This window comes from Thauera sp. 28 (assembly GCF_000310145.2).
Taxonomy (GTDB): domain Bacteria; phylum Pseudomonadota; class Gammaproteobacteria; order Burkholderiales; family Rhodocyclaceae; genus Thauera; species Thauera mechernichensis.
Genome location: NZ_AMXA01000006.1, coordinates 97,958 through 110,589 on the forward strand (window position 1 = coordinate 97,958; position 12,632 = coordinate 110,589).

At 65.6% G+C, this 12,632-nt stretch carries 11 protein-coding genes; 6 read left to right on the forward strand and 5 right to left on the reverse strand.

Going from position 1 to position 12,632, the window contains the following annotated elements; translation table 11 throughout:
• Positions 1–140: 140 nt before the first annotated feature.
• The 3 genes from C662_RS06930 to C662_RS06940 all read left to right on the forward strand — a co-directional run bounded on the left by C662_RS06930 (position 141) and on the right by C662_RS06940 (position 6,313).
• On the forward strand, positions 141–2,111 hold the full coding sequence (locus tag C662_RS06930) for a DEAD/DEAH box helicase (RefSeq protein ID WP_002926584.1): 1,971 nt from the start codon (positions 141–143) through the stop codon (positions 2,109–2,111).
• A 22-nt stretch (positions 2,112–2,133) separates the two neighbouring features.
• Complete coding sequence (locus C662_RS06935; RefSeq protein ID WP_002926585.1) at positions 2,134–3,060, forward strand: alpha/beta fold hydrolase; 927 nt, start codon at positions 2,134–2,136, stop codon at positions 3,058–3,060.
• A 121-nt stretch (positions 3,061–3,181) separates the two neighbouring features.
• Entirely contained in the window at positions 3,182–6,313 is a 3,132-nt protein-coding gene (locus C662_RS06940) for an EAL domain-containing protein (protein WP_002926586.1), read from the forward strand.
• Between the two features lie 21 nt (positions 6,314–6,334).
• On the opposite strand, the gene C662_RS06945 is transcribed toward C662_RS06940, so the two are convergent.
• From C662_RS06945 to C662_RS06955, 3 genes are all read right to left on the reverse strand, one after another.
• Positions 6,335–6,874, reverse strand: a complete 540-nt coding sequence (locus C662_RS06945) for a YaeQ family protein (RefSeq protein WP_002926589.1) — start codon at positions 6,872–6,874, stop codon at positions 6,335–6,337.
• Positions 6,874–7,644 (reverse strand): hypothetical protein, encoded by a 771-nt coding sequence (locus C662_RS06950; protein WP_002926590.1) that lies wholly within the window; start codon positions 7,642–7,644, stop codon positions 6,874–6,876. Before C662_RS06950 ends, C662_RS06945 begins: the two co-directional genes overlap by 1 nt.
• 89 nt (positions 7,645–7,733) lie before the next feature.
• Positions 7,734–8,243 carry an HAD domain-containing protein gene (locus C662_RS06955; protein WP_002926591.1) on the reverse strand — a complete coding sequence of 170 codons (510 nt, stop codon included), beginning with the start codon at positions 8,241–8,243 and terminating at the stop codon, positions 7,734–7,736.
• A 188-nt stretch (positions 8,244–8,431) separates the two neighbouring features.
• Between C662_RS06955 and fabI the strand changes: the two genes are divergently transcribed.
• The 3 genes from fabI to folE all read left to right on the forward strand — a co-directional run bounded on the left by fabI (position 8,432) and on the right by folE (position 10,535).
• Positions 8,432–9,211, forward strand: a complete 780-nt coding sequence (gene fabI / locus C662_RS06960) for an enoyl-ACP reductase FabI (protein ID WP_002926592.1) — start codon at positions 8,432–8,434, stop codon at positions 9,209–9,211.
• A 15-nt stretch (positions 9,212–9,226) separates the two neighbouring features.
• Complete coding sequence (locus C662_RS06965; RefSeq protein WP_002926593.1) at positions 9,227–9,823, forward strand: hypothetical protein; 597 nt, start codon at positions 9,227–9,229, stop codon at positions 9,821–9,823.
• A gap of 73 nt (positions 9,824–9,896) precedes the next feature.
• Positions 9,897–10,535 carry a GTP cyclohydrolase I FolE gene (gene folE, locus C662_RS06970; protein ID WP_002926595.1) on the forward strand — a complete coding sequence of 213 codons (639 nt, stop codon included), beginning with the start codon at positions 9,897–9,899 and terminating at the stop codon, positions 10,533–10,535.
• Between the two features lie 16 nt (positions 10,536–10,551).
• Here folE and C662_RS06975 read toward each other — a convergent pair whose 3' ends face one another.
• Both C662_RS06975 and C662_RS06980 read right to left on the reverse strand, forming a co-directional pair.
• Complete coding sequence (locus tag C662_RS06975) at positions 10,552–10,893, reverse strand: DUF3301 domain-containing protein (protein WP_002926597.1); 342 nt, start codon at positions 10,891–10,893, stop codon at positions 10,552–10,554.
• A gap of 55 nt (positions 10,894–10,948) precedes the next feature.
• On the reverse strand, positions 10,949–12,529 hold the full coding sequence (locus C662_RS06980; RefSeq protein ID WP_002926599.1) for an inorganic phosphate transporter: 1,581 nt from the start codon (positions 12,527–12,529) through the stop codon (positions 10,949–10,951).
• Positions 12,530–12,632: the final 103 nt, after the last annotated feature.

Sequence of the window (12,632 nt, forward strand, 5' to 3'; positions counted from 1 at the left end):
CGGCGCCGGGTGCCAACCGTGACCTCCCCGGTTCGCCCCACTGCGGCCACGAGCCGCTTTTTCGTTCGCAGCGCCAGAATCGCCGATAATCGCGACTTCGCAGCGCTGCTGCACACCGCCGCCTCCGCGGCCCGACAGCCATGACCGACTCTGCCCTCCCCGAATCCGCCAGCCCCGAGGCGACCCTGCGCTTCGCCGATCTCGACCTGCCCGCGCCCCTTCTGTCGGCGCTGGCCGAGGTCGGCTATGAAACGCCGTCGCCCATCCAGGCCGCCTGCATCCCGCAACTGCTGGCCGGCCGCGACATCCTCGGCGAGGCCCAGACCGGCACTGGCAAGACAGCCGCCTTCGCGCTGCCCATGCTCGCCAAGCTCGACCTTGCCGACGCCCGTCCCCAGGTACTGGTGCTCACCCCCACGCGCGAGCTGGCAATCCAGGTGGCGGAAGCCTTCGCCAAGTATGCCCATCACCTCAAGGGCTTCCACGTGCTGCCGATCTACGGCGGCCAGAGCATGGTGGTGCAGCTGCGCCAGCTGTCGCGCGGCGCCCACATCATCGTCGGCACGCCGGGGCGGGTAATGGACCATCTCGAGCGCGAGAGCCTCAAGCTCGATGCGCTCAAGGCCATCGTCCTCGACGAGGCCGACGAGATGCTGCGCATGGGCTTCATCGACGACGTCGAGTGGATCCTCGAACACACACCGGAGGCGCGCCAGACAGCGCTGTTCTCGGCAACCATGCCGAACGTCATCCGCGACGTCGCCCGCCGCCACCTGCGCGAACCGCAGGAGATCAAGATCCGCGCCGCGACCGCGACCGTCTCCAAGATCAGCCAGCGTTACTGGCTGGTGCGCGGCGTCGACAAGCTCGATGCCCTCACCCGCATCCTCGATGCCGAGGAAAGCTTCGACGCCGCGATCGTCTTCGTGCGCACCAAGATCGCAACGGAAGAGCTCGCCGACAAGCTCGCCGCACGCGGCTACGCAGCCGCTGCGCTCAATGGCGACATGACCCAGGGCCTGCGCGAACGGGTCATCGAGCAGCTCAAGAATGGCGCGCTGGACATCGTCATTGCCACCGACGTCGCCGCACGCGGCATCGATGTGCCGCGCGTCTCGCACGTCATCAACTACGACATCCCGTACGACACCGAGGCCTATGTACACCGCATCGGCCGTACCGGCCGCGCCGGCCGCGAGGGGGTAGCGATCCTGTTCGTTGCGCCGCGCGAAACACGCATGCTGAAGATGATCGAGCGGGCCACGCGCCAGCCGATCACACCGATCGCACTGCCCAGCAACGAAGAAGTGACCAACCTGCGCGTGGCGCAGTTCAAGCGCCAGGTCGTGGATGCCATCGGCGGCGAGGACCTCGGCTTCTTCATGGGCATCGTCAACGACCTGATCGAAGAGAACGAGCTCGATATCCACGAGGTTGCCGCAGCACTGACGCTGCTCGCGCAGCGCGACCGCCCGCTGCAGCTCGAGCAGTCCGGACGCGGCTGGGAAATCGCTACCGCCCCCACCAGCGTCGAAGGCCGCGCCCCGAGAGCCGAGCACTTCACAACCGGTGCGCCACGCGAACGCACCCAACGCCCCAATCGCGACGAGATCCTCGCCCGCCGCCGCGCCTTTGCAGATGGCGCGCTGGTCCGCTACCGCATCGAGGTTGGTCGCGCCCACGGCGCCAGCCCCAAGGAGATCGTCGGTGCGATCGCCAACGAAGGCGGCATCGAAGGCAAGTACATCGGCCAGATCCACCTCTTCGACGACTTCTCTACGGTCGAGCTGCCCGCGAACCTGCCGGATGATCTGCTCGGCACGCTCAAGCGCACCCGCGTGCGCCAGATGGCACTGAACATCCGTGCCTTGAGTGCAGCCGAAGCCGCCACCATGCCCGAACGGCGCCGCCCCATGCGAGAGGACACCAGCTGGCAAGGCGAACGCAGGCCAAACGATGCCGCGCCGCGCAACCCGCGTGCAAAGCCCGCATACGGCGAAGGCAAGCCGGCCTGGAGCAAGCCGCGCGGCGATCGCCCCCAGCACGACAACCGCCCCGGCGGTCGGCCGCACACCCCTGCAGCGGGCGGCAAGAAGCGACGTCCGGACTGAGCCGGCCCATCCGCACCGCAGCATGGAACTCCTACCCTGGTCGCATCACGCCTCGTCGGGCTTCACGCTGCGCGGACTGCACAGCCCGCCCAGCGGGCGGCCGGTGCTTCATTTCGTGCATGGCAACGGCTATTGCGGCATGGTGTATGCGCCCATGCTGCAATGCCTGGCCGCGCATTTCGATCTGTTCCTGTCAGATGTCCAGGGCCATGGCGACAGCGATCATGGCGGACGCTTCCTGGGCTGGAATAGGACGGCAGAGCTCAGCCTGGAGGCCTGGAACGCACGACGCAGCGTGTTCGGCGATGTCCCGGTATATGCCGTCGGACACAGCTTCGGCAGCGTCATCAGCTGCCTCATGCTCGCGCGCGCACCGCACGCGTTCGCGCGCGCTGTACTGCTCGATCCCGTCCTGTTTCCCCCCGCAATGATCGGCCTGATGGCCCTGTCCGACGTCGTCGGCCTGTATGGCCGCAACGCACTCGCCCAGCGTGCGCGCAAAAGACGCCATCACTGGCCCGACCGCGACGCGGCACGCGCCAACCTTCATGGTCGCGGCATGTTTCGCGGCTGGCATGCGGACGCACTGCAGGCTTACGTCGAGCATGCGCTGCGCGACCTGCCAGGCGGCGGAGTCGAACTCAAGTGCACACCGGCGCGCGAAGCGGAGATCTTCAGTTCCTACCCGCGCCGGCTATGGCCTGCGCTCGCGCGCATCACCACACCCACGCTGGTTGTGCATGGTCGGGCGACCTTTCCGTTTGCACGACGCGCCATCCTGCGCTGGGAATCTTCGAACGCGGCCGTCCAGCGCACGGAGCTGCCCGGTGGTCACTGCTTCATGCAGGAGGACCCCGAGCGCAGCGCACATGCGGTAAGGAATTTCCTGATGGCAGACGGAGCCGTGCTCGCCCCACTGCCGAGGGCACAGCCCGGGCCATTGCGCTAGAACTCCCCATTATGGGCTATACCGCAGTAAGCTCTACGCCCCGGGCGGAACGGCCGTGTCGCCGCTCGTCCCCTTTACCCCCTCCTCCTGCGCCGGACCGGGCGCGACGCCTCGGACACCCATGAAGAGTTGCCTGTCGATCCGCCTCTGGAGCCTGATGCTTGCCGCATGCGCTGCATCCGGGCCCGTACTCGGCGCGCAGGAACTCACCATTGGCGTCTTTGCGATACGCCCGAAGCCCGTCGTCGAGGCCGCATGGACGCCTTTCGCGCAGTATCTCGACGAGAGACTGCCGGACCACAGCGTACGCCTGCGGGCGCTGGACGAAGGCGAGATGCACGAGGCCCTGGCGCGTGGGGAACTCGACCTCGTCCTCACCAACCCATCGCACTTCGTCGCACTGCGCGGCGGCAACGCGCTGTCGGGCGCAATCGCCACCCTCGTTGGTCGCCACGGCGAGCAAGCGGTCAATCGCTTCGGCGGCGTCATCGTCGCACACGCCGATCGTGACGACCTGACCGGCATCCAGGACCTCGAAGGACGCCGGATCGCCACCACCAGCGCGAATTTCCTCGGCACCTATGCCGCCCAGCTCGCCGAACTCAAGGCAGCGGGCATCCGGACCAGCGCCCTGCACATCCGTACGCTCGACCAGTTCCAGGACAGCGTGATCGATGCGGTGATCGCGGGCCGTGCAGATGCCGGCTTCGTCCGCACAGGACTGCTCGAGGAGCTGGCACGTGAAGGCCACAAGGGCCTCGACACACTGAAGATCCTGAACCGCATCCCGGCAGAATCGCTACCGGGCTTTCCATTCGCCACCTCGACACGCCTTTACCCCGAGTGGCCGCTGGTTGCACTGCCACATGCCGACGAGGCCGCTATCAGGTTGATCGCGTCACATGCGCTGCTGCTGCCTCCCGACCACCCGGCAGCTCATGCCGCGGGGATACACGGCTTCACGATCCCAGCCGATTACTCGGGGGTGGAGACCCTGCTGCGCGAGCTTCGCCTGCCACCCTTCGATCATGTACCAAGCTTCACCTGGAGCGATGTGTGGGCGCGCTTTCAGGTCTGGATCTTCGTGTTCAGCCTGGCCGTGGTCACCATCCTGCTGTTGCTGGCAAGGCTCACGCAGCGCAATGCCCAGCTTTCACGGGCCCATCGCAAGGCGAGCGCGCTCGCCGAACAGATCGACCTCGAACACCATCACCTGTGCAATGTGGTCGAAGCCACCGGCGCGGCCAGCTGGGAGCTCGATCTCAGGCATGATCGCTACGTGATGGACGCACGCTGGACCCGCATGATGGGCTTCGCCGAGGAAGGACGCACGACGATGAATCGCGCCCAGTGGCGCGAGCTGGTGCACCCGGACGACCTCGCTCGCGCCCAGGCAGCGCTCGACCAGCATATCCGTGGCGAGTCGCCCTTCTATGAGCAGGACCTGCGCTTGCGCCACTGCGCAGGGCACTGGATCTGGGTGCACGACCGCGGCCATGTCGTGCAGCGCTCAGTACACGGCGCCCCCCTCTTGCTGACGGGAGCCCAGCTCGACATCAGCGCACGCAAGCAGGACGAGGAGCGACTGCGCCTCGCCGCCAGTGTGTTCGCCAGTTGCTACGAAGCGATCCTGATCACCGACGCCAACAACTGCATCATCGACATCAATCCGGCCTTTACCCGCATCACCGGCTACAGCCGCGAGGAGGTCCTGGGGCGCAACCCCGCCGTCCTCGGCTCCGGGCGCCAGGGGCGCGAGTTCTACCGCAACATGTGGGCCTCCCTGGAGGAGAACGACCACTGGCAAGGAGAGCTCTGGAACCTGCGCAAGGATGGCAGCGACTTTGCCGAAATGCTGTCGATCAGCCGCGTACGTGACGAGAACGGGCAGCTCATGCACCACCTCGGGCTGTTCTCGGACATCAGCCATCTCAAGCTCCACGAGGAGGAGCTCAACCGCATCGCCTACTTCGACCCGCTCACCGGCGCGCCCAACCGCCGCCTGCTGGACGACCGCCTCCGCCAGGCAATCGCCCACGCGCACCGCACCGGCAAGACGCTCGGCGTCTGCGTGATCGACCTCGACGGCTTCAAACCGGTCAACGACCGCTACGGCCACGAGGCAGGCGATCGCCTGCTGGTCGAGATCGTCGACCGCCTCAATGGCCTGCTGCGCGCCAGCGACACGGTTGCCCGCCTTGGTGGCGACGAGTTCGTACTGCTTCTCGAGGATGTGGATGGCGATGCCGTGCTCAAGCGCATCCTCGATACGATCCGCCAGCCGATACAGATCGAACAGGACTGGGTCTGCGTCTCGGCAAGTATCGGCGTCACCCTCTTCCCTGAGGACGACGCCGACCCCGACACCCTCCTGCGCCACGCCGACCAGGCGATGTACCGTGCCAAGCAGCGCGGCCGCAACTGTATCCAGCACTTTGACACCTCGATCGAGCAAGGACTCGCGGAAAGACGGGCACGCCATGCGCGCCTGGCCGAAGCGCTGCGCGACGGCGAACTCCTGCTCCTGTTCCAGCCCCAGGTCGACATGCAAAGCGCACGCATGGTGGGCGCAGAAGCCTTGCTGCGCTGGCGCCATCCGACGCGTGGCATGCTATCGCCCGCTCAGTTTCTGGCCGATGCGGAGGGAAGCGAACTGGAGATCGACATCGGCAGATGGGTGCTGGACCAGGCACTGGCCGCGCTCGCGCGCTGGCGCGAGGCCGGGCTCGACGTATCGGTCAGCATCAACGTCAGCGCCAACCAGCTGCAGCAGGCTGGATTCGTCGATTCGGTACGCGCAGCGCTTGCCTGCCAGCCCAGCCTGACCGCGGCCATGCTCAAGCTCGAGATCCTGGAGTCAGCCGCACTCGACGACATGACGTCCGCACTCGAAGTCCTGCGCGCCTGTCGCGGCCTGGGCGTTCGCCTCGCGCTCGACGACTTCGGCACGGGCTACGCGTCACTCAAGCATTTCCGCCAATTGCCGGTCGATCAGCTCAAGATCGACCACAGCTTCGTGATCGACATGCTCGACGACGCCGAGGACCGAGCGATCGTCGAGGGCGTCATCCAGCTTGCCAGCGCGTTCGGTCGCGAAGCAATTGCGGAAGGCGTCGAAACCCCCGCCCATGCTGCTGCACTGGCCGCACTGGGCTGTCGGCTCGGGCAGGGTTTCGGCATTGCCCGCCCAATGCCTGCGGAGCACGTGATGGGCTGGGTGTCGTGGTACGGCGCGACGCCGGTGGAAGCCTAGGGCAGACGCTGCCGGGGCGTTTCAGACACCGAGCAGCCGACGCGGCTCGACCACGACAGAGTCACGACCGTTGGTGATCAGGACCTGCCCCTCCTGGATCGTGAACTGCAGGCGCATCGTGCGCTCGGCCATAAGCGCCAACTCCGCCGTCTGCTCGCGGCCCAGTTCGATCACATGCAGTCCCGCCTGGCGCTCGAGCTTGGCGCGCACGCCGCTCCACCACACCTCCAGCGCCCGGCCATAGGCAAGTACGACGACCTCGCGTGCGCGACCGCAAGCCTTGCGCACCCAACGCTCATCCGGTTGCCCGACATCGATCCAGCGCTCGATGACGCCGGTCAGATCCTTCTGCCACAGATCCGGCTCGTCATCGACGCACAGGCCCTTGCCAAAAACCAGAGCGGGGTCCGCGTGCAGCGCAAAAGCGAGCAGGCGCACCATCATGCGCTCGTCCGTTTCGGAGGGGTGGCGCGCCAGGGTCAGCGCATAGTCTGCGTAATGGCCGCGGTCCATGTCGGCGATCTGGATCTCGGCCTTGAAGATGGTTGCCTTGAGCGCCATCAGTGCACCTGCTCCGGTCCGCGCTGCGCATGCTGCCATGCAATCACCGCACGCGTAGCGTGCGCCATGACGAGATCGCTCACGTCCTTCGGCAGTTCGCGTGCCAGCGCGGCAAACAGGGCCTGTGTGGCCTCCTGCCCAATGCCCTCGACAGCCAGACTGTCGGCCAGGCAGCGAATCTGGATGAAGGCGACGGCATCGGCCACCAGTCGCCAGCCAGCAATCGGCATCTCGCGCGCAAGCGCCAGCAGCATGCCGCCAAGGCGTGACGAGAGCCGCAAGGCCTCTTCACGGCTCTCGGTGGCAATCGACGAGTGCCAGAGCGCCAGATGCAGCGCACGGCGCAATTCCACCTTGAAGTCGATGACGTTCTGCTCAGCGGCGCCTATCGACTCGAAATGGCGCAGGAAGCGGGCCTCCGCCTGCGCATCGAGCCCGGTGCGCAAGGCACCGATGAGCTCCGTCAGACCGGGTATCGCCACCAACTCGAAGGCCTGCGTCCACGCCAGCCCCCACTGATCCATGCCTGCCAGCAGCAAGGCCAGACGCAGCGCGCGCGCCTCGTCGTCCGCAGCCTGGCCCGCCCACTCGGCCAGCTCGCCGCGAAGTTGTTCCACACCGCGGCGGCGCACGTCATCTGGCTCAGCCACGCTCAGGCGAAAAACGCGCGCAAAAGCCTCCTGTGCCAGGTGGGCTGCCCGGCGCTGGGCTTCTCCATCGACAAGCGCCGCCAGCGGGTCACTCGGCAACGGGGTCTGCGAACTGGGCATCGGATATCTCGGTTGAATTTTGCGGGCGCCTATATTGTGACGGCGCTGGGCAAGCGAGGCAAACCTCCGCCGAACCAGCACACGCGCAGTCACGCGATGCTGCGCTCCCAGAACGAAGGGGGGTCAGTGTCTCGCAGCTGCGTGTTGCCGCTGCGGAAGCCCTCGAGCATCCGGCGCAGAGCATCCGCATCCTCGGCGGTAAAGCCGCGCTTGAAGTCGGTCAGGATCAGCCGCGACCGCGTAGACCAATTGCCGGGCGCATCATCGATCGCACACCAGGCCACATCACGCAGGTTCGGCTCATGCTGGCTCAACCAGATCATCGCCTCACGTTCCCGCAAGCCGTGCAGTTCGGCGCCATTCTTGGGCAGCATGTGCGGCGTGGCGCCGGCGATCTGCGGATGAACGTCTGACGAAAAGCGCGCCAGCAGCTTCTGCATCGAGAACAGCATGCGCCAGTCGGACGCGATGACGATGCGCGACTCGGGATACTCCCGCACAACCCCCTCGATCAGCGGCAGGCAGCGGAAATCCTCAACTTCGCCCCAGGGGTGGGTAACCCCGTCGAAGTCGGTGAAAATATAAGCTCTGCGTGTCATTCTGCACTCCCCGCGGGACTGAGCCCGGGTCCGCTATCCATGGATGCTGCAATGCGGAATATACTTCATTGCATGCTGCAAGCGCCTGTATCGAATGTCACGGAAAGTCATATTTCCAGTGTAAAGTATGCTCAACGTGGCGCACTGTTGCAGTGCAACAACACAAAACCGGAACCGAGGACTTCACCATGACCCCACTCATCAACCTGGAAGGCAAGATCGGCCTGATCACCGGCATCGCCAACGAGAAGTCGATTTCCACCGGCGTTGCCGAGGCCTGCGCCCAGGCCGGCGCCAAACTCATCATCACCTACCAGAACGACAAGACGCGCGCGTTCATCGAGCCCATTGTGCACCGGCTCGGTGTCGAGGATGTGTTCCTGCTCGACGTCACCCGCCCCGACACCATGGACGCCGTGTTCGCCGAGATCGACGCCCTTCACGGCAAGCTCGACTTTGCCATCCACAGCATGGCCTTCGCCAAGCGCGACGATCTGCATGGGCGCGTCGTTGACTCCTCGCCCGACGGCTTTGCGCTGGCGATGGACGTATCCACGCACTCCTTCGTCCGCCTCGCCAAGAAGGCCGAACCCTTGCTCGAAAAAGCCGGCGGCGGCTCGTTGGTGACGATGACCTACCTCGGCTCGGAGAAAGTCATCCCCAACTACGGTGTGATGGGTCTGTGCAAGGCCGCACTGGAAGCGGCTACACGCTACATGGCTGCGGAACTCGGCGCCAAGGGGATCCGGGTCAACGCGGTGTCGCCCGGACCGCTGATGACCCGTGCCGCATCGGGTATCGCCGGCTTCGACGGGCTGATGGCCGCCGCCGTCGAGCGCGCACCCATGCATGCACTCGTCACCCCCGAGGACATCGGCGCGCTCACGGCCTTCCTGGTGTCCGATGCCGGTCGCCTGGTAACCGGTGGCGTGCATTTCGTCGACGCCGGCTATAACATCATGGCGTAAGCACTTGGAGGGGCCATGATCGATCTCGAGGCGGCCAGGATCCGACTGGGACGGCAGCAGATCCTGCTGCCCGATCCGGTGCCGGCGCATCCGCTGCTCGACGGCAAGCGCGAGATCGGTCGTGGCGAGTACTCCATCGTCCTGGACAAGGGTGACGGCGAGCGCGTGTACAAGGTCTGCAGCTCTCCAGCGGACTATTTCCTCTACACCGCGGAGGATCGCCCGAGCGGTCAGCACTTCCCCATCGTCCACGCCGACCACGGCATCATCGGCCGAGCCGCTTCAGGTTATCCGCTGCACCTGATCGAGATGGAGAAGCTCTACCCGCTCGACGACGGCTCGCCCGCTGCGGAGCTCGCCAAGCGCCTGATCGATTTCTACTGGTCGGCTTGCGAACAATGGAGCAGACTGGGCAACGACATGGGGCGCATCGCCCTGTACCATCTGACCGTCAATCCGCTTGCCATGAGCGACAGCATGCAGCAGGCGCTCAAAGCCCTGTCCGACTTCGTCGAGGCGTATCAGGTACTGCCGGACATCCTCAACACCAACAACCTGATGATGCGCAAGGACGGAACGCTGGTCTTCTCCGATCCGGTCTTCATCGCCTGAACGGTCTCCGCCGCGCGCGCTTGCGCGTATCATCGGGTCTCCGATGCAAGGATGCATCGCAGCGGACTCACGCATGCACGACCACGATCACGACCACACTCCCGCCCCGCGCCCGGCCTCCATCGGCATCGCGCGCAGCGGCACCTTCGACCCCGACGCCTTCGAACGCGCCGTCACGGCCTTGCTGCAGGCCTGCGGCGTAGCGCCCGATACGGCCCACACCGGGCGTACTGCAACACGCGTGCGCGAACTGTGGCAAAAGCGGCTGCTCGGCGGCTATGACCTGGACCCGGCTGAGGTGCTCGGCGACGGCTTCGAGGATCCGCGACGCGACATGGTGGTCATACGCGGCATTGCCGTTCACGGCGTTTGCCCCCACCACCTCGTCCCCTTCCGCGGTCTCGCCCATGTGGCCTACCTGCCAGGCGGGCGGCTGCACGGCTTCGGCCGCATCGCCCGCCTCGTCGACGCGATCGGCCACCGTTTCACTTACCAGGAGTGGATGACGCGTGACATTGCCGATGCCTTGATGACCCATGGGAAGGCGGCCGGTGCGGCCTGCGTCATCGAGGCGGAGCAGCTCTGCCTGCTTCTGGGCGAAGACCGCCGCGGCGACGAGCGGGTCGTGACGCAGGCTTTCGCCGGCGCATTCGAGAGCTCGGCACAGGCGCGCAGCGAATTCCTGCGCGCCATCGACAGCGGGCGAACCTGAAGCGCCAAGCGCGCCTTCAGCGCAGATCGATCACCGTGGCGCGGCGCGCGAGGCGGTGGGCGCTGACATCCACCAGCACCACGTCTCGCCCTTCGAGCACCACCGCACCCGGATAGCGATCATCGCCGCTCGGCGAGTACTCGAACTCGAACGCACGACGCAGCACCGCATGCCCCTGCTCGTTACGCGCAAAGCGCACCCCCCGGCCGACCACAGTCTCGTCGAGGAACTGCACGCCCTCGCGCAAACATGCGCGCCGCGCCGCCTCGATCCCCGCTTCGCGCGCCTTGAGGCTATCGAACCAGAACCAGACCAGTCCGGCCAGCACCAGGGCTGCACTCAACTCGGCGAAGGTCACGGGCGCACGAAGAGGATGAGCGCAGCGCGCAGCAGACGAAAGCTGAGCATGCGACTCATTGCAGCATCATGCCGCGGATGGTGAAGAACAGGATCGCAGCCATCAGACCCGAAGCTGGCACCGTGATGACCCAGGCCGCGGCGATGCGCAACAGCTGCGAACGCTTGACCAGCTCCCGGCGATAGACCTTCTTGAGTCCCTTGCGCTCACCCTTGGAGAAATGGGCCGGATCCTGAGCGGCCTTCGAGCGCTCCTTGAGATCTGCCAGCATTGCGCCCTTCTCCTCGACCGATGCCTTCTCGAAACGCTGCACGAATGCTTCGATCGCTGCCAGGTCCCCCTCCGGATGGTGAGCCTTGATCTCGGCGAGCATGCGGTCGTAGTTGCTCTTGAGATACTCGCGCAGGAAGCCAACGCCGAACACGCCACCCACTGCGATATGCGTCGAACTCACCGGCAGGCCGAACTGGCTGGCGATGATGACCGTGATCGTCGCCGCCATTGCAATGCAGTAGGCCCGCATCTGGTCGAGCTCGGTGATCTCGGAGCCGACGGTGCGGATGACCTTGGGCCCGAACAGCGCCAGACCAAGCGCGATCCCCAGCGCACCGACCATCATCACCCAGGTCGGAATGGCTGCTGCCTTGTGGAACTCACCACCCGAACTGACCACATCGACGATCGCAGCCAATGGCCCCACGGCATTGGCGACGTCGTTCGAGCCGTGGGCAAAGCTCAACAGCGCGGCTGCAAAAATGAGTGGCACCGTAAACAGCTTGTTGACGCTCTGCTTGGTGTTGGCGACGATGCCCTGCCGACCACGCAACACGTAACGCACCAGCAGGAACACGGCGATACCCACCAACAGTCCGTAGATCACGGCCCCGGTGAAGCCAACCTTCCAGACCTTGTTCAACCCCTTGAGGATGAGATAGGTCGAGAACGTCCAGGCCATGAAGCCTACCAGCAGCGGCACCATGCGCCGCGCCGCCGCGGCCATGTCGGCCTGATAGGTGATGCTGCGCTTGATCAAGTAGAGGAAACCGGCGGCAAAGAGCGCGCCCAGCAGCGGCGACACTACCCAGCTTGCGGCGATGTTGCCCATCGTGCCCCAGGCCACGATGCCGGGCCCTGCGGCTGCCATGCCTGCGCCCAGCACCGCGCCGACGATGGAGTGAGTGGTCGACACCGGCGCCCCCACCGCGGTAGCGATATTGAGCCACATGGCACCCGCGAGCAGGGCTGCGAGCATGATCCACACGAAGGTGTCCGAATCGGCGATCAGGTCGGGGTTGATGATACCGCCGCGGATGGTGCTCACCACCTCGCCACCGGCGATGAGTGCGCCCGCCGCCTCGAAGATTGCGGCAATGACAAGGGCGCCGGCGAGCGTGAGCGCCTTCGAGCCCACTGCCGGGCCGACGTTGTTGGCAACGTCGTTGGCGCCGATGTTCATCGCCATGTAGCCGCCAATCATCGCCGCCACCACCAGCGTAAGGCTGCCTTCACCGCCTCCGCGCATGGCGGAATACAACATGACGCCGACGATGAACAGCACGCCCATGCCAAGGCGGAACACCTCACCCCGCCCTTGGTAAGCTGCCTTCTCGATATCGCTGATGTGCTTCAGGTCCACAACCGGACAACCCCGAATACTGTAAAGGCCGTATTGTTTCAGAAAATTTGCAGTGCCCCAATCGGAACTTCTGCTGGGACGATGAGCGCCCTGGCTCCACCAC

Coding starts and splice junctions, on each gene's coding strand:
- C662_RS06945 (WP_002926589.1), bottom strand. CDS start 6,874: ATGGCGCTCAAGGCAACCATCTTCAAGGCCGAGATCCAGATCGCCGAC.
- C662_RS06935 (WP_002926585.1), top strand. CDS start 2,134: ATGGAACTCCTACCCTGGTCGCATCACGCCTCGTCGGGCTTCACGCTG.
- folE (WP_002926595.1), top strand. CDS start 9,897: ATGCACGACCACGATCACGACCACACTCCCGCCCCGCGCCCGGCCTCC.
- C662_RS06930 (WP_002926584.1), top strand. CDS start 141: ATGACCGACTCTGCCCTCCCCGAATCCGCCAGCCCCGAGGCGACCCTG.
- C662_RS06955 (WP_002926591.1), bottom strand. CDS start 8,243: ATGACACGCAGAGCTTATATTTTCACCGACTTCGACGGGGTTACCCAC.
- C662_RS06965 (WP_002926593.1), top strand. CDS start 9,227: ATGATCGATCTCGAGGCGGCCAGGATCCGACTGGGACGGCAGCAGATC.
- C662_RS06950 (WP_002926590.1), bottom strand. CDS start 7,644: ATGCCCAGTTCGCAGACCCCGTTGCCGAGTGACCCGCTGGCGGCGCTT.
- C662_RS06940 (WP_002926586.1), top strand. CDS start 3,182: ATGAAGAGTTGCCTGTCGATCCGCCTCTGGAGCCTGATGCTTGCCGCA.
- fabI (WP_002926592.1), top strand. CDS start 8,432: ATGACCCCACTCATCAACCTGGAAGGCAAGATCGGCCTGATCACCGGC.